The 16,399-nt window shown below is 41.2% G+C and carries 15 protein-coding genes and 1 pseudogene; 3 read left to right on the forward strand and 13 right to left on the reverse strand.

Annotation, left to right across the window (positions count from 1 at the left end; all coding sequences use genetic code 11):
- From Q0X72_RS03195 to Q0X72_RS03255, 13 genes and pseudogenes are all read right to left on the reverse strand, one after another.
- Positions 1–186, reverse strand: a pseudogene (locus Q0X72_RS03195) (NADH-quinone oxidoreductase subunit N); the annotation flags it as partial.
- 12 nt (positions 187–198) lie between these two features.
- Positions 199–1,686 carry a NuoM family protein gene (locus Q0X72_RS03200; protein ID WP_297761950.1) on the reverse strand — a complete coding sequence of 496 codons (1,488 nt, stop codon included), beginning with the start codon at positions 1,684–1,686 and terminating at the stop codon, positions 199–201.
- A 10-nt stretch (positions 1,687–1,696) separates the two neighbouring features.
- On the reverse strand, positions 1,697–3,616 hold the full coding sequence (gene nuoL, locus Q0X72_RS03205) for an NADH-quinone oxidoreductase subunit L (protein ID WP_297761952.1): 1,920 nt from the start codon (positions 3,614–3,616) through the stop codon (positions 1,697–1,699).
- Between the two features lie 12 nt (positions 3,617–3,628).
- Entirely contained in the window at positions 3,629–3,946 is a 318-nt protein-coding gene (gene nuoK / locus Q0X72_RS03210; protein ID WP_297761954.1) for an NADH-quinone oxidoreductase subunit NuoK, read from the reverse strand.
- The gene (locus Q0X72_RS03215; protein WP_297761956.1) at positions 3,943–4,467 is read right to left on the reverse strand and encodes an NADH-quinone oxidoreductase subunit J; all 525 of its coding nucleotides are present in this window, start codon (positions 4,465–4,467) and stop codon (positions 3,943–3,945) included. The genes nuoK and Q0X72_RS03215 overlap by 4 nt, the downstream gene beginning before the upstream one ends.
- 4 nt (positions 4,468–4,471) lie before the next feature.
- Positions 4,472–4,948, reverse strand: coding sequence for a 4Fe-4S binding protein (locus Q0X72_RS03220; RefSeq protein ID WP_297761958.1), 477 nt, complete (start codon positions 4,946–4,948; stop codon positions 4,472–4,474).
- Between the two features lie 4 nt (positions 4,949–4,952).
- On the reverse strand, positions 4,953–6,014 hold the full coding sequence (gene nuoH, locus Q0X72_RS03225) for an NADH-quinone oxidoreductase subunit NuoH (RefSeq protein ID WP_297761960.1): 1,062 nt from the start codon (positions 6,012–6,014) through the stop codon (positions 4,953–4,955).
- Between the two features lie 10 nt (positions 6,015–6,024).
- Complete coding sequence (locus Q0X72_RS03230) at positions 6,025–7,146, reverse strand: NADH-quinone oxidoreductase subunit D (protein WP_297761962.1); 1,122 nt, start codon at positions 7,144–7,146, stop codon at positions 6,025–6,027.
- Between the two features lie 6 nt (positions 7,147–7,152).
- A complete protein-coding gene (locus Q0X72_RS03235; protein ID WP_297761964.1) occupies positions 7,153–7,614 on the reverse strand; it encodes an NADH-quinone oxidoreductase subunit C in 462 nt (153 codons plus the stop codon).
- A gap of 11 nt (positions 7,615–7,625) precedes the next feature.
- The gene (locus Q0X72_RS03240; protein WP_297761966.1) at positions 7,626–8,186 is read right to left on the reverse strand and encodes an NADH-quinone oxidoreductase subunit B; all 561 of its coding nucleotides are present in this window, start codon (positions 8,184–8,186) and stop codon (positions 7,626–7,628) included.
- The gene (locus Q0X72_RS03245) at positions 8,177–8,527 is read right to left on the reverse strand and encodes an NADH-quinone oxidoreductase subunit A (protein ID WP_297761968.1); all 351 of its coding nucleotides are present in this window, start codon (positions 8,525–8,527) and stop codon (positions 8,177–8,179) included. Before Q0X72_RS03245 ends, Q0X72_RS03240 begins: the two co-directional genes overlap by 10 nt.
- Positions 8,528–8,545: 18 nt before the next feature.
- On the reverse strand, positions 8,546–9,556 hold the full coding sequence (locus Q0X72_RS03250; RefSeq protein WP_297761969.1) for a 2-oxoacid:ferredoxin oxidoreductase subunit beta: 1,011 nt from the start codon (positions 9,554–9,556) through the stop codon (positions 8,546–8,548).
- 2 nt (positions 9,557–9,558) lie between these two features.
- Entirely contained in the window at positions 9,559–11,412 is a 1,854-nt protein-coding gene (locus tag Q0X72_RS03255) for a 2-oxoacid:acceptor oxidoreductase subunit alpha (protein ID WP_297761971.1), read from the reverse strand.
- Between the two features lie 154 nt (positions 11,413–11,566).
- On the opposite strand from Q0X72_RS03255, the gene Q0X72_RS03260 reads away from it, so the two are divergent.
- The 3 genes from Q0X72_RS03260 (at position 11,567) to Q0X72_RS03270 (ending at position 16,279) form a co-directional block, all read left to right on the forward strand.
- On the forward strand, positions 11,567–11,917 hold the full coding sequence (locus tag Q0X72_RS03260; protein WP_297761973.1) for a 4Fe-4S dicluster domain-containing protein: 351 nt from the start codon (positions 11,567–11,569) through the stop codon (positions 11,915–11,917).
- Between the two features lie 380 nt (positions 11,918–12,297).
- Positions 12,298–15,831, forward strand: a complete 3,534-nt coding sequence (gene nifJ / locus Q0X72_RS03265) for a pyruvate:ferredoxin (flavodoxin) oxidoreductase (RefSeq protein ID WP_297761975.1) — start codon at positions 12,298–12,300, stop codon at positions 15,829–15,831.
- Between the two features lie 70 nt (positions 15,832–15,901).
- Positions 15,902–16,279, forward strand: a complete 378-nt coding sequence (locus Q0X72_RS03270) for a HEPN domain-containing protein (protein WP_297761977.1) — start codon at positions 15,902–15,904, stop codon at positions 16,277–16,279.
- Positions 16,280–16,399 lie beyond the last annotated feature (120 nt).

Below are 16,399 nucleotides of genomic sequence, written 5' to 3' on the forward strand. Positions count from 1 at the left end.
AAAAACTGTCCCTTCACCCAGAGGTAAAAATCCTAAAATGGTATGAATGCCAAAAAGAAAGATGACTAAAGGTACTACGAGGCTCTTTTTATTCTCGGAGATGAAAATTTCAACTATAAGCAAGAGCAGCGCAATAGCCAGTAGTGAAATTTCTTGTTTTAGCAGTAAAAAAGTATCGATCTCCATGAAACGTTTCTTTTATAATACGCCTTGAATAAAGGGTTGTATGCTCTTTAATATCATTTCGCTAAGCCATAGTGGGGCCACCCCTATTCCTATAATGGGCAATAGCATTAGTAATATGCCTGTTTTCTCATACCAGGTAACTTTTTCCATCACCAAAAAGGAATCATTTTTAACAGGACCCATCAACATGATCCCTACCACACGTAAAATGTAAACTGCAGTAACTACAATCGCTGAAATAGCGAAGATGGTCGCTATCCGATACGGAAGTTCGGCATGTTCAAAAGCGCCTACAAAGATGTTCATTTCCGCTACAAAGCCACTAAAACCTGGTAATCCCAAAGAGGCGAGACCTGCTATAACATAGGTGGCGGAAATAAAAGGTATCACCTTTAAAAGTCCACCCAATTTAGTTACATCCCTGGTATTGGTCCTTCCGTAGATCATCCCAATCAACGCAAAGAACAAGGCCGTCATAAAACCATGAGACAAGGATTGTAGAATGGCGCCGTTCCAGGCAGTTTTGTTAAGCATCAATAGTGCAAACAAGACCAACCCCAAATGACTTACAGAAGAATAGGCATTGATATATTTAAGGTCTGTTTGCCTGATCGCCGCAAAGGCCCCGTAAATGACGCCAAAAGCGGCCAAGACAATAAAGAACCAGGACCAGTGTAGCGTGCCTTCTGGCAAAAGGTACATGGCCACCCTAAATACTCCGTACCCTCCTAATTTCATCAGAACGCCTGCATGTAACATGGAAACCGCAGTTGGGGCTGAGGCATGTCCGTCAGGAGACCAGGTATGAAAGGGGAACAAGGCCCCAATTACAGCAAAGCCTATAAAGGTTAAGGGGAAGAATAACTTTTGCGCTTCCAAAGGAATGTTCACTTTGGCTATTTCGAGGATATTAAAGGTCAAAGGACCTCCTTCTGCGGCAGAATTGAAATAAATGCCTAAAATTCCAACTAATAAAATAGCAGAGGCCGCCATTAACATAAGAGTTAATTTCATAGCGGCATATTCCCGTGGCCCGGAACCCCAGATGCCTATGAGCAAGAACATTGGAATTACAGCTATTTCGAAGAATACGAACATGGTAAATAGATCGAGGGAAATAAAAAATCCATAAACGCCTGTAGACAGTATAAGCAGGGAAATAAAGAATTCCTTGGGCAATTCCTTCATCTTCCATGAAATAAAAACACCCGCCAGGACTACAAGAGATGTCAATAGGAGCAGGGCAACCGAAATGCCATCAACCCCAACGCTGTAATGAATGTTGAAATCCTTGAACCAAACCAGATCGCGGGTGAAGACCATAATGTCGTCATTGACCGCTCTTTCCTTAAAATAGGCAAAAAGTAAATTCACAGACATGGCCAACTGAATAATACTTCCTATCATCGCAATGATACGTGCCCGTTTAAGATCGTTGGCAAAAAGTAATGCCAGCACCGTTAACAAGGGAACGACAATAAAAAGCGATAATATATCCATAGGGATCATCTTAATTAGTCCATATATAAATAAAAACTATAGCCAGTAATACTATTCCGCTGACAAAGACCATGGCATAGTCTTGTATCCTTCCGGATTGGATGCCTCTGATTTTTTTGGAGATTCCCACCGTTGAGTTTCCAATGGCATTCATGGTCCCATCTACAATATTCCTATCGAACCATGCAGCAGAGGCGGCAATACCTTTAAACAAAATGTTTTTGGTTACAAATAGATAGAGTTCATCAAGGTAGAACTTATGATAGGCCCAGGTATAAAAAACACCAAATCGTTGGGCCGTTCTGCCTGCCAGCGCATTTTCTTTTTTATACAAGGCCCAGGCAATGGCAATACCTATAACTCCTACAAGTACAGCAATTAATGCAAGGGGTATATTTATATGGCCTTCAAATCCCATTCTATCGGGACTGATAAAATCGCTGAATGGAATAAAACCAACCGTTGCGCTAAGAACGGCAAGAACAATTAATGGAAATGTCATTGAAACAGGGGATTCCTTGGGCGTATGTTCATAGCTTCTGTTTGGTCCCCAGAAAATCCCAAAGTAAATACGGAATATATAAATTGCCGTTAGCCCTGCCACTATAATGCCAATAGCATAGAGAAAGCTATTATGTTCATAGACCGCTACCAGGATCTCATCTTTACTCCAGAATCCCGCAAAGGGAGGAATACCTGCAATGGCAAGAGCTGCAACCAGAAACGTGATGTTGGTAATAGGCATGTATTTTCGCAGTCCACCCATATCCTTTAAGTAATTGCTATGAACCGCATGGATGACAGAACCGGCACCTAAAAAGAGTAAGGCTTTGAACATGGCATGTGTAAATAAGTGGTACATGGAAGCCATATAACCAAGGCCATCTTGCCCATCGTATCCTGAAACACCCAAAGCAAGCATCATAAAACCCAATTGGGACATAGTAGAATAAGCTAATACCCTTTTAATATCGGTCTGGGTGATGGCAATTATAGCAGCAAACAGGGAAGAAAAGGCCCCAACAAAAGCCACAATTTGAAGAACAAATCCTTCTTCAACAAAAAAGAACATAGGGAAAAGTCGGGCCACAAGAAACACACCTGCAACCACCATAGTAGCTGCATGTATCAAGGCAGAGACGGGGGTAGGGCCTTCCATGGCATCGGGAAGCCAAATATGTAAAGGAAACATAGCCGATTTACCTGCGCCTCCTATAAAAACCAATATCAATCCCCAGGACAATACAGACAGTCCCATAAATGAGGTGGAAGCCCAGTTCAGTATAGCACTACTTTCCGGGTTATTGAGGGTTTCAAAATCATATGTGCCTGTATAGAAACCTATTAACAAGATACCTATAAGGAAACCGAGATCTGCAAAGCGGGTTACAATAAATGCTTTTTTGGCCGCTGCCACTGCGGACTCTTTGGTATAATAATATCCGATCAGCAAATACGAAGAGACCCCTACCAATTCCCAGAAAATATAGATCTGAAATAAGTTGGTGGCTAAAACTAGGCCATACATGGAGAAGGTGAATAATGACAGAAAAGCAAAGAATTTGGTATAACCCTCATCACCTTTCATATAACCCCTGCTGTAAATGTGTACCATCAGGGAGATAGTAGAGACCACAATCAGCATCATCACCGAAATAGGGTCTATTAGAATGCCCATATCTATGCGGAGAGTGTCTGTAAAGTTCATCCAGATAAATTTCTCTACCAGACTTGGAAATGCCCCGGAATCCTTTCCAATGATAAAAAAGTATTGGAAAGCGGTGTAGATCGAGAAAAGAGTTGTGAGTACCAATCCAAACACACCTATAAGACCGGAAATCGCCGGTTTTATTTTCTGATTAAATAACCCCAAAAGCAGAAATACCGCTAAGGGAATCAAGGGGATTAACAGAACCAAGGTGTAATTCATAATATGAATTCTTTAATACTTCATTGTTTCAATATCCTTTACCTCTACAGAGCTTATTTGCCTGTACAGATTAAAAATGATAGATACGGCGAGCGCAGTTTCGGCCGCTGCCACCGCAATTATAAAGATGGAAAACAGTACACCCTGTAAAACGTCGGGGTACATGTATTTGTTGATCACGACAAAATTGATCACGGAGGCGTTGAGGATGAGTTCTACTGAGATCAGAATAGAGATGAGATTCTTTCTGGTGATAAATCCATAGATCCCTATAAAAAAGAGTATGGAGGTAACCGTTAAGAGTTCGTATATAGTAATTCCTGCGATCATTTAGCTGGGTTGTTTTTTTCAGATAATTTGTTGCCTTTGGCAATCACAATTGCCCCTATCATAGCCGCTAATAACAGCACACTTATTACTTCAAAAGGCAGGATAAATCCACCTGCTTCATAGCTTAATAGTTTTGTTCCAATGTCAGTTATATTGGTGGTCGCCGTATTCTCCACTACCTGAAACTCATGTGAATACAATGTAAACAGGAAAAGGCCAAGTCCAATTAAACAGACAAGACCTGTAATGAACTGTTTAGACGGCTTTGCAATTTCCAAACGCATTTCGATGTGATGAACCAGGAGTACGGAAAAGATGATCAGTACAATGATTCCCCCGGCGTAAATAGTAAGTTGAATGGCTGCCAGAAAATTATAATCGATTAAAAAATAGATCCCGGCTATGCTGCACAGCACAAAGAGTAAATAAATGACAGACCTCAGCATTTTTCTACTCGATACCGAGGCAATAGCAAAGGCGATTATAATTAACGCAAGTATGTAAAAAATGATTCTTTCCATTGTATTAGTCTTCCACTCCCGGCATTAGTTTAGAGTTTGGTTCATTGAGTACCCTTGTAAGGGTAGTGCGGTCGTAGACAGAATTTTCAAAATTTTGTCCCCACTCAATGGCATCTGTTGGGCAAACGTCAATACAAAGGCCACACATGGTACACATGCTTAGGTGATAGACAAACTGGTCTATTTTCTTTTTCTTTTTCCCTGTTTCTTCGTCTATACCACGGTCCCAAATAATTTCAATAGTTCCGTTAGGACAAGCTATCTCACATTTCTGGCATCCAGTACAGCGGTGTTCATTATCTTCATTATGAGGCATGATGACCTCCCCCCTGAAACGATCGAACATTTTTAGGGTTTCCCTGTTATCAGGATACTGCTGAGTAATGGCTCCTTTTCTGGAGGTGATAAAATATTTACCCGTTACACTCATCCCTGTCAGCAGGGTTTTTATTCCTTCATAGATGTCAGAAAAATAACTCATAGCATTATAGTCTTATTGTTAGATTGAGCCATACCAATACAGCCATAAGGACAATGTTCACTAAATTGATAGGGAGCAAATATTTCCATTCTAGTGTAAGCAACTGATCTACTCGTAAGCGTGGAAACGTCCAGCGGAACCACATCATTAAAAAGACCAATACCATTGTTTTTATCAAAAACCAAAATACTCCCAGTTCCGGGATAGATTCCGTGATTCCAAAAGGAGACAACCAGCCTCCAAAAAAAACAGTTGCAGCAATAGCCGCTATGATAAACATATTGATGAATTCTGCCAGGAAGAAGTAGGCGAATTTCATTCCAGAGTATTCTGTATGAAACCCAGCGCCCAGTTCAGATTCTGCTTCTACCATATCGAAAGGAGCCCTGTTCGTTTCTGCAGTTCCGGAGATCATAAAGACCATAAAGGCAATAACTGCTGGGATATGTCCTTGAACAATAAGCCAGCCACTTTTTTGAATTTCAATGATCTCCGAAAGTTGTAAGGTTCCGGTAATTACCACCATGGTTAAAAGTGAAAGCCCTACGGAGAGCTCATAACTGATTGTTTGCACCCCGCTCCTCATGGCTCCGATCATGGCAAATTTGTTATTACTGCTCCATCCACCCAATAATATTCCGATCACGCCTATGGATGAAATTGCAATTAAAAAAAAGATACCAATATTGATATCGAATGCATGGAATTCCTGAGAAAAAGGAATGACAGCAAGGGCCATAAGGGCTGTAATGATCACAAAGTATGGGGCCAGATTATACAGAAACTTATCTGCTCTATCAGTTCCTACCAATTCTTTGGTAAGCAGTTTTATAGCGTCGGCCATGGTTTGTAAAAGGCCTTGATAGCCCACTCTGTTGGGGCCAATCCTTAATTGAAACCAAGCCGCGACCCGTCTTTCCAAAAGCACCAAGAACAAACCGGCAACTGCAAATACAGTAAGGTAGACGACCGCTATCAGGACCATTTCCACAATGCTGGCAACCTCAGCTGGCATAACGCTGAATAGCCAATTGTGAATGTTCTCTGTGATACTTAATAGGATCATCTAATTTATTTTAACGATCAATATCAGGGATAACAAGGTCTAGTGTTGCCATAGTGGCCACAAGATCCCCTATTTTTCCTCCTACTGCGATATGATTTAACAATGATAGATTTGAAAAGCCCGGCGACCTGAATTTAAGCCGATAAGGGCTTTTGGTTCCCGTACTGATGATATAGACCCCAAGTTCGCCCCTGGCGGTCTCCACTTTTTGAAAATATTCTCCTTTTGGTAATTTGATCACGGCATTGGTTTTTACCCTATGCTCTCCCTCAGGAATGATATCTATCAATTGTTCAATTATAGACAGGGACTCCCACATTTCCTGAATTCTAACAAGGTAACGGGCATAGGTATCGCCTTCCGTTTTCAATGATTCATTAAAGGTCACTTTGTCATAGGCACTGTAAGGATGGTGTTTACGTACATCGCAGGAATAACCTGAGGCCCTTCCTACCGGACCTGAAGCTCCAAAAGAAATCGCATCCTCTTTGCTCAGCACACCAACCCCTACGGTCCGTTTTTTAAAAATGACATTTCCGGTCAATAGACGGTCGTATTCCGGGAGTTTTGTCTTAAAATGGGCAATAAAATCCTTAACTCTTTTCACAAAATTGGGATGAATATCCAACATAAGCCCGCCGGGAACATTATAGTTCATAGTTAAGCGGGCACCACAGGTTTCCTCCATGATGTCGTTGATCATTTCCCGGTCCCTAAAACCGTAGAAATAGGTAGTAAGTGCTCCCACATCCATGCCCATTACACCCCACCACAGGCAGTGCGAAGAAATCCTGGTTAATTCGCCTATTATGGTTCTTATGACCTTTACCCGTTCCGGGATCTCCAATTGAAGTGCATTTTCAACTGCTAAACAGACGGCTTCATTGTTGATGTTTGCCGAGAGGTAATCCATGCGATCTGTGAGGTGAACGATTTGCTGATAGCTGTCTCGTTCGCACATTTTTTCAATAGAGCGATGTATATATCCCAGATCTGGTTCCACTTTTTTGATGATCTCCCCATCGATAGTTAATAGAAGCCGAAGTACCCCATGGGTGGCAGGATGCTGAGGCCCCATGTTGATGAAGTATTCCTCAGATTTAAAATTGGTATGTACAACTTCTGTTTCCATCTTTCTTTAGTATAGAATCATGTTGGTTTCGTCCTCATAGTCCTTCCTGAGGGGGTATCCGATCCAGTCTTCCGTTAAAAAGAGTCGTTTTAAATTGGGATGGTTGATGAATTTTATGCCAAAGAAATCGAACACTTCACGTTCATGGAACTCAGCCGTTGCCCAGATATCATATACCGAATCTAAAACTGGTGTTTCCCTTTCTTCAGCAGTTACTTTTACCACTACAATATGTCTTTTTGTTGTTGATTCCAGATGATAGACGATCCCCAGTTTTTCTCCCCAATCTACACCGCTCAGACAAAATAGATAATCGAACTGTGTTTCAGGATCGCTTTTTAACCGGGCCATTAAGTTGTGCAAGTGTTTTGCTGGGACTTGGATATTCAGAAATTGGGATTCTTCTTCAGTAAACTCCAGTTCTGGCTGCCAGCTGCCTATTATTTGTTGTAATTCTTGGTTGGTCATAGGTCCTTATTTTATAAACCTTCATCAAAACCCTCTACCGGATTCTTTTTATCTTTTCTGCTCTCTTTTCGAATTTTATCTTGTAGCATCAGCATTCCTTCCAGCAGGGCCTCCGGTCTTGGAGGACATCCCGGCACATAAACATCGACAGGAATGACATGATCTGCTCCTTTTACTACGGAATAAGTATTGTAGAAGAAGGGTCCACCTGAGATAGCGCAAGCCCCCATGGCAATAACATATCTCGGCTCAGCCATTTGTTCATAAAGTCGTCTTAGTACAGGCGCCATTTTATTCACGATGGTTCCCGCAATAATAATCAGGTCTGCTTGTCTGGGCGAGGGCCTGGCAACCTCAAAACCAAATCTGGAATAATCATGTCTAGACGCTCCCGTCTGCATCATTTCAATGGCGCAGCAGCTGGTCCCAAAATAAAGAGACCACAGGGAATTGGATCTTCCCCAGTTGATAACCTTATCCAGGTTGGTCACTACCACATTGGCCCCATTCCCAGCCGGAATAACTTTTCCGGGGAAATCTTCGGGCACTTCATTTGCTTTGTTTATTCCCATTTTAACGCTCCTTTCTTCCATGCATACAAAAGGCCTAAACCCAGTATGAATAAAAAGATTACTATTTCTATAAAGGCAACAGCCCCAATTCCTTTAAAAACAACTGCCCAGGGAACCAGAAAGGCTATCTCCACATCAAAGATCAAAAATAAGATCGCGAACAGATAATATCCTACCTTGAATTGAACCCAGGTTGGTCCAATGGTGGTCATTCCACTTTCATAGGGCGCCCGTTTCGCTTCACTGTCCGATTTTGGTGAAATCAGGTTCGAAAGAAAATTCGCTCCGGCTACCAGAACCACTCCGGCAATAAAAAATACAATGATAGCTTCTGAACCCATTTACTATTTATTCAGTTATCAAGTAATTTCATATATATCCCCGGAGAAAAACAGATCATTGGTCTTCCTGAAAGCTGAATTAGCTTTTACCTGCGCTGTTAATGCTTCTTCCCTCTCTTCAAAGGTCACATCCTCAAAACCCCGGATGATCCCTGTAACCATAGGATATTCCATTCGCACCAGCATTTGGTGTAAGGTAGGATCTTGTTCTTTGGCGTTGTGAATGAGGATATCGGATTCTTCCACCCCGTTTTCACCAATGGTGACTACCTCTAGTTTAAGTCCGTTCAGTATCAATCCTTTATCCCGTTCTTTTCCAAAGATCATGGGTTTCCCGTGTTCCACAAAAAGTTGTCTGTCCTCCCGCACTGCTTTATCCGTGTATTTGGTAAAACAACCATCATTGAAAATAGGACAGTTTTGTAACACCTCCACAAGGGCGGTACCTTTATACTTCTCAGAGGCTATAAAAATTTCTGTCATCTCTTTAGGCGTGTTCCCGCCAATTCTGGCAAAAAAACGGGCCTGGGCTCCCAGTGCGAGTTCTCCGGCAGAAAATGGAGGCTGAGTATTGCCATAGGGGGAAGATTTAGTCTTTTGACCAACCAGGGAAGTAGGGGAGAACTGTCCTTTTGTTAGCCCATAGATCTCATTATTGAACAAAATGATGTTCAGATCCAGATTCCTTCTTAGAACATGAATAAAATGATTCCCACCAATGGCCAAAGAATCGCCATCACCGGTTATAACCCATACACTTAGAGTAGGATTGGCGAGTTTTACTCCTGAGGCAATGGCCGTAGCCCTTCCATGAATGCCATGCATTCCATAGGTTTCCATATAATATGGAAAACGAGACGAACACCCTATCCCGGATATAAAGACGATATTTTCTTTATTCACGCCTATTTCAGGGAGTGCCTTCTGTACAGATCGTAAGATCACATAATCATCACACCCAGGACACCATCTAACTTCCTGATCACTGGCAAAATCCTTATATGTATACTCTTTTACAGCTGCTTCCATGGCTATGATAGAATTTGTTTAAACTTTTCTTTTAGTTCATTGTTCGCAAAGGGTAAGCCTTGTATTTTATTGAATTGTAAAAATTCATGACCACTAAAATTAGACGCAAGCACTTTTATGAATTGCCCTGTATTTAATTCACAGACCACTATTTTTTTAAATCTTTTAAGCAGTGCGTCTGTATTTTTTGGCAAGGGATTCAGATGATGAAAATGAGCAAATCCTATATTAGTAAAGCCTTCTTCATTAAGATGCTTCACGGCAGAATGCAGGCTGCCATAGGTACCTCCCCATCCAACAACAAGTAGATCACCCGAATCTGCAAATTCTGTTTCCTGGTCCGGGATATAATTCTGGACACGTTTAACCTTCTCAGCACGAATACGGGTCATGTACTCATGATTCTCGGGCATATAAGATACATTGCCGGTCACTTTGTCCTTTTCAAGACCACCCACGCGATGTTCTAAGCCAGGTGTACCCGGAACAGCCCAGAACCTCGCCAAAGAATCCTTGTCGCGTTCATAGGGATGATAGTTTTCTTTGAATTTTTTTAAACGCATGTTTTTTATCTCGGGCATCTCATCTACCGATTGGATCTTCCAGGGGGCAGATCCACTGGCAATATATCCATCACTTAGAAGTAATACAGGCGTCATATGCTCCAAGGTTAGTTTCGCCGCTTCATAAGCATAATTAAAACAGTTAGCAGGTGTACTCGCGGCAATAACGATCACCGGACTTTCTCCATTTCTACCGTACATAGCCTGCAAAAGGTCTGATTGTTCCGTTTTTGTCGGCAAACCGGTTGAGGGTCCTCCTCGTTGTACATTTACCACTACAAGCGGTAATTCTATCATCATTGCCAGTCCTAGGGCTTCTCCTTTCAACGCCAATCCAGGCCCTGAAGTAGTGGTTAACGCTAAGTCGCCGGCAAAGGAAGCGCCAATGGCTGAGGTTATTCCGGCTATTTCGTCTTCGGCTTGCAGCGTTTTTACGCCAAAATGTTTGTGCTTTACCAATTCATGTAAAATATCGGAGGCAGGTGTAATGGGATAAGAACCTAAAAACAATTCCATCCCCGATTTTTCCGCTGCGGCCAGGAAGCCCCAAGCAGTAGCGGTATTTCCCATGATGATCCTATAGGTCCCCGCTTCCATTTTTGCAGGAGAAATAGTATAAGAATTAGGGATCAGTTCTAAGGTTTCCGCAAAATAATAACCGGCATTGAGTACTTTAGTATTGGCTTCAATGAGCTCTGGTTTTGTTTTAAATTTCTTTTGAAAGAATTCTATAGTATGTTCAGTAGAGCGATGGTACATCCAGTATACCATTCCCAGAGCAAACATGTTTTTACTCCTGGTAATGGCCTTATTGTCTAGACCCTGTACATCTTTCAATGTCTCTTTGGTGAGGGAAGTCATGGCCACTTCAATTACCCGGTAGTTTTCCAGGCTGTTGTCTTCAAGAGGATTGGCTTCATATAGTGCCTTTTCCAAATTCTTTTTGGAAAAAGAATCGGTATCCACAATGATTGTGTGACCCGGTTTAACGGAATGCAAATTTGTTTTTAATCCGGCCGGATTCATAGCAACAAGAAGGTCTACTTCATCTCCCGGCGTGCTTATTTCGACACTCCCAATATGGACCTGGTAGCCCGAAACCCCGTAAAGACTCCCCTGGGGTGCTCTAATTTCGGCAGGATAATTGGGGAAGGTAGCCACATCGTTCCCAAACATGGCCGAGGTGTCTGAAAATTGCGTACCTGTTAGTTGCATCCCATCTCCGGAATCCCCTACAAATCGAATAATTACGGCCTCTAATACTTCTTGCGGCGTCTCTACTTTCGTTTCCATGATGATCGGGATTAGATTTTAGGCACTTATCATAGTACCCAAGGTATATAAATATCAAATTTAATTTCTACAAAATCAAGTAAACATGACTTTTATCATTTACCAACATTAAGTTGGGTCCTATTTTTGCGTATATTTAATCAAATTAGGAAAAATGGCTATCATAATTACAGATGAGTGCATAAACTGCGACGCTTGTATTTCAGAATGTCCTAACAATGCGATATATGAGCCAGACCAGGAATGGGCTTTTTCAGACGAAACTGCTTTAAGCGGTATGGTTAAAACTCCAGGAGGAAAAGAAATGGATGCAAATGCAGAAAACGAACCTATATCGGATGAGTTTTACTACATTGTTCCAGACAAATGTACAGAATGCAAAGGATTTCATGAGGAACCACAATGTGCTTCTGTCTGTCCTGTTGATTGTTGTGTCCCAGATGAAGACCATGTGGAATCTGAAGAAGAACTCCTTGGCAAAAAGGCATGGTTGCACGGAGAATGATAATGTGAAGTTAGGACATTGACTCGCAAAACATTTTAGACAATCGGTAATTTTGGACCATTATCTAATTTGAAATTACCACCCTTTATTTATTCAAATAGAGGGTGGTTTTTTTATTTAATATGATCAATGTAATCTTTGATTTATCCTGAATACAAAAACAAAACCCCTTGATCATATTTTATTGACGTGCAACTAGCTCATACTATGAATTAAGGAACTGATAAATGTCATAGTTTACCCTCTTTAGGAATGCTACTTTTAGCCCAATACACCAATTACAATATGTTCATTTTCAGCAAAATGGAATTGTTACCATCCTATTTAATGTTGTGGTGTGAAATAAAAAAATAAGGGGTCTTTAATGAAATTTATTCGTCATGAAAAAAGAATTTCCAAAACTAATATGCGATGCTAATGAGGCTGTAGCCAGAATAGCTCACAAGACCAACGAGGTCTGTGCAATATATCCCATTACGCCCGCTTCACCTATGGGGGAACATGTAGATGTTTTTAGCTCAGAAGGGCAGAAGAACATTTGGGGCAATGTGCCAAGAATAGTTGAAATGCAAAGTGAAGGTGGCGCGGCAGGAGCAGTTCACGGTTCGCTGCAGGCAGGAGCATTAACTACTACGTTTACAGCTTCTCAGGGCTTATTATTGATGATCCCTAATATGTACAAAATTGCCGGAGAGTTGTTACCCTCCGTTATACATGTTGCTGCGCGGACCGTGGCTACACACGCCCTTTCTATTTTTGGAGACCATTCTGATGTTATGGCTACCAGGCAAACAGGATTTTCTATGTTGTTTGGAAGTTCGGTTCAGGAGGCGATGGATTTTGCATTGATCGCCCAGGTGGCAACCCTGCGAACGCGGGTTCCATTTTTAAATATTTTTGACGGTTTTAGGACCTCTCATGAGATCTCAAAAATTGATGCCATTCCGGATGATATAATCAAGGCTATGATGCCCGACGATAAGATCATGGAGCATAAGGACAGATCCTTAGACCCAGACCATCCTGTTATAAGGGGAACTTCACAAAATCCTGATGTTTTTTTCCAGGCACGTGAAGCTGCGAATCCACAATATGAAAAAGTACCGGGTATTGTAAAAGAGGTGATGGATGAATTTTATAAGCATACTGGTCGACGCTATAATCTGTTTGATTATATGGGACATCCGGAGGCTGAGAGAGTGATCATAATTATGGGATCTGGTGAAGGAGCCGTACGCGAGACAGTTGAAACGCTTGTAGAGCAAGACGAAAAAGTAGGAGCTCTGTTCGTTCGCCTATATCGACCATTTGTAATGGAATATTTCCTAAAGCAATTACCGGAAACCGTAAAGAAAATTGCGGTTTTAGACAGAACCAAGGAACCCGGTAGTATAGGAGAACCTCTATACCTGGATGTGGTTACTGCTTATGTAGAAAGCCAACGAAGAATGCCATCTATAGTAGGTGGGAGATATGGATTGTCTTCCAAGGAATTCAATCCTGCGATGGTAAAAGGAATCTTTGATGAATTATTAAAAGAACGCCCTAAGAATCATTTCACCATAGGTATTAATGATGATCTGGGGCATACTAGCCTGGAATTCAATCCCGTATTTAAAACAAAAAAAACCACCTTCAATTGTATGTTCTATGGTTTAGGTTCTGACGGAACCGTAGGGGCCAACAAGAATTCCATTAAAATTATTGGAGATACCACAGACAACTATGTTCAGGGTTATTTTGTGTACGACTCCAAAAAGGCAGGGGCACAAACCATTTCGCACTTGCGCTTTGGTCCACAACCTATTTTCTCGTCCTATTTGATCAATACGGCCGACTTTATAGCCTGTCATCAATTTAACTTTATTGAAAAATACGATGTACTGAATCACATCAAAAAAGGAGGTACTTTCTTGCTAAATTCTCCTTTTTCCAAAGATGAAATATGGGATAAATTACCCAGTATCATGCAGGAAGAGATCATTGAAAATGAATTGAACTTCTATGTAGTAGATGCTACCAAGGTGGCACATGAGGCTAAACTTGGCAAGCGGACCAATACAGTTTTACAGACCTGTTTCTTTGCTATTTCTGGAATTTTACCCCAGGAAGAAGCCATTGAAAAAATTAAGAATGCCATTGTAAAATCTTATTCCCATAAAGGGGATAAAGTGGTAAAAATGAATTTTAATGCGGTCGATAAATCCCTTGAACATCTCCAAAAAGTAACATATCCCCAAAAGACCACAAATGATAGGGGCTTACGATCTATTATGTCTGGAGAACCCGATCCGTTCGTTAAGGAAGTGTTGGGCAAAATACTAGCAGGTAGGGGAGATGAGTTACCCGTAAGCTATTTTCCTATAGACGGAACCTTCCCAACAGGCACCACACAATATGAAAAACGTGGTATTGCCGATTTTATCCCTATCTGGGATTCTGAAGAATTATGTACCCAATGTAACAAATGTGTTGTCATTTGCCCACATGCAGCAATAAGGGCAAAGGTGGTATCCAATGAAATCCTGGCAGATGCTCCTGCATCTCTTAAAAGGAGTCCGGCTAAAGGCCGACCTTTTACCAGCGAAACAGAATCATATGTATTACAGGTGTCTCCTGAAGATTGCACAGGCTGCGATCTATGTGTTGCGGTTTGTCCGGCAGAAAGCAAGGAAATCCCCGACTTTAAGGCCATCAATATGAGGAAAAAACTGGAGAACGACGTTGTTGAAAATACACATTGGGACTATTTTTCAAAACTTCCGGACTATGACCGCACCTCTTTGCAAATAACAAACGTGAAAGGATCACAGTTCCTTGAACCATTATTTGAATTTTCAGGAGCCTGTTCAGGCTGCGGTGAAACTCCTTATATAAAATTATTGACCCAGTTATTTGGAGATAGTATTTTGATAGCTAATGCAACGGGTTGTTCTTCTATTTACGGAGGAAATTTACCAACTACCCCCTATAAAATGAATAAAGAGGGTAGAGGACCTGCATGGGCCAACTCCTTGTTTGAAGATAATGCTGAGTTTGGTTTTGGTATGAAACTCGCGCTAAGCAAAAAACAAGAGATTGCCGTTGGATTGCTAAAATCTCTTGAAAAGATAGTAGGCAAGGATCTGGTTGAGGCAATTCTGAATAACCCGGAAGAGGATGAAACTCAGAAAAAAGAGAAATTTAAACAACTCGATGAACTCAAAGAGAAATTGTCTAAGCACAAAGACCTTCCAGATGTCAAAAAGCTGTTACATCTAACAGAATACCTGAGGAAAAAAGCAGTTTGGATCTTAGGGGGAGATGGTTGGGCTTACGATATAGGATATGGCGGAGTAGATCACGTTCTGGCTTCGGGAGAAGATATCAATATAATGGTATTAGATACGGAAGTGTATTCCAATACAGGGGGACAAACGTCTAAAGCCACTCCTTTAGGGGCCAGTGCCAAGTTTTCAGTCTCCGGAAAAAGAACAGGAAAGAAAAGTTTGGCATTGCAAGCTGTGTCTTATGAAAACGTATATGTAGCACAAGTAGCCCTTGGAGCAAAAGATATGCAAACCCTGAGAGCAATGGAAGAGGCGGCAGCATATCCCGGACCATCCTTGATTGTTGCATATTCCCATTGTGGGGAACATGGATACGATCTAAAAGAAGGAGCAATGCATCAGGAAAGAGCTGTAGAGACAGGTTATTGGCCGCTCTTTAGATTTGATCCTTCCAAACCCAAAGGGAAAAAGTTTAAACTAGATTCCAAAGGGCCAACTAAACCTTTAGAGGACTTCATGTATAAGGAAACGCGTTTTACCAGGGTTGTTAAAGATGATCCAAAATTGGGAGCAGCTCTATTAAAACAAGCGCAGGAAGATGTAAATACAAAATGGGAGCGATTAGAACTATTTAGAAATATGTAAGTTCATATTCTATATTGGATAAGAACATATATAGTACGAGCAATTCTGTTTAAACCAAAATTTTAGTAAGATGGATGCCTTAGCTAACAATTATTTTGACGAAGCGATCAGTAAAATGAAACAGGCAAGTAATGAGCTATACAGACCTGAAGAAGATGTTGTATCATTTTTGGTCTGTAAAAATGCCCAGAGTGCCATTCAGAGTTTTCTGAAGGGATACCTTGCAAAAAACGGGATAGAAACGAAAGAAAATGAAACTATTAACGAGATGTACGGTCGTTGTATAAAGATCAATCAACGATTTGAAAAGGTAAATCTTGCAGGGTTCAATTGCCAATCACATGATTTATCGTCACGATATTGCGAAGGTGCAGAAAAAGTGAGCAGGTGTTTTGATATTGCTGATAGTCTCGATACGTTTTTAAGGGAAGAAAAAATCATTAATTAATAACTATTTTAATTTCTCCGGATAAAATTAATGCCTACTTGGGACATCTTTATCCCGTATTGGTCCTTTGGACACTTGTAAATAGCTTAATCTCAGCTTTATTTGTATGTAACCATTAAA

Origin of the sequence: uncultured Muriicola sp., from assembly GCF_947258935.1 — a bacterium.
GTDB lineage: Bacteria > Bacteroidota > Bacteroidia > Flavobacteriales > Flavobacteriaceae > Muriicola.

Excerpts from the sequence above, each read along its gene's own strand:
- nuoL (WP_297761952.1), bottom strand. The coding sequence starts at position 3,616 with ATGAATTACACCTTGGTTCTGTTAATCCCCTTGATTCCCTTAGCGGTA.
- Q0X72_RS03240 (WP_297761966.1), bottom strand. The coding sequence starts at position 8,186 with ATGGGAATAAACAAAGCAAATGAAGTGCCCGAAGATTTCCCCGGAAAA.
- nuoH (WP_297761960.1), bottom strand. The coding sequence starts at position 6,014 with ATGATCCTATTAAGTATCACAGAGAACATTCACAATTGGCTATTCAGC.
- Q0X72_RS03245 (WP_297761968.1), bottom strand. The coding sequence starts at position 8,527 with ATGGGTTCAGAAGCTATCATTGTATTTTTTATTGCCGGAGTGGTTCTG.
- Q0X72_RS03230 (WP_297761962.1), bottom strand. The coding sequence starts at position 7,146 with ATGGAAACAGAAGTTGTACATACCAATTTTAAATCTGAGGAATACTTC.
- Q0X72_RS03250 (WP_297761969.1), bottom strand. The coding sequence starts at position 9,556 with ATGGAAGCAGCTGTAAAAGAGTATACATATAAGGATTTTGCCAGTGAT.
- Q0X72_RS03255 (WP_297761971.1), bottom strand. The coding sequence starts at position 11,412 with ATGGAAACGAAAGTAGAGACGCCGCAAGAAGTATTAGAGGCCGTAATT.
- Q0X72_RS03200 (WP_297761950.1), bottom strand. The coding sequence starts at position 1,686 with ATGGATATATTATCGCTTTTTATTGTCGTTCCCTTGTTAACGGTGCTG.
- Q0X72_RS03235 (WP_297761964.1), bottom strand. The coding sequence starts at position 7,614 with ATGACCAACCAAGAATTACAACAAATAATAGGCAGCTGGCAGCCAGAA.
- nifJ (WP_297761975.1), top strand. The coding sequence starts at position 12,298 with ATGAAAAAAGAATTTCCAAAACTAATATGCGATGCTAATGAGGCTGTA.
- Q0X72_RS03260 (WP_297761973.1), top strand. The coding sequence starts at position 11,567 with ATGGCTATCATAATTACAGATGAGTGCATAAACTGCGACGCTTGTATT.
- Q0X72_RS03270 (WP_297761977.1), top strand. The coding sequence starts at position 15,902 with ATGGATGCCTTAGCTAACAATTATTTTGACGAAGCGATCAGTAAAATG.
- Q0X72_RS03215 (WP_297761956.1), bottom strand. The coding sequence starts at position 4,467 with ATGGAAAGAATCATTTTTTACATACTTGCGTTAATTATAATCGCCTTT.
- nuoK (WP_297761954.1), bottom strand. The coding sequence starts at position 3,946 with ATGATCGCAGGAATTACTATATACGAACTCTTAACGGTTACCTCCATA.
- Q0X72_RS03220 (WP_297761958.1), bottom strand. The coding sequence starts at position 4,948 with ATGAGTTATTTTTCTGACATCTATGAAGGAATAAAAACCCTGCTGACA.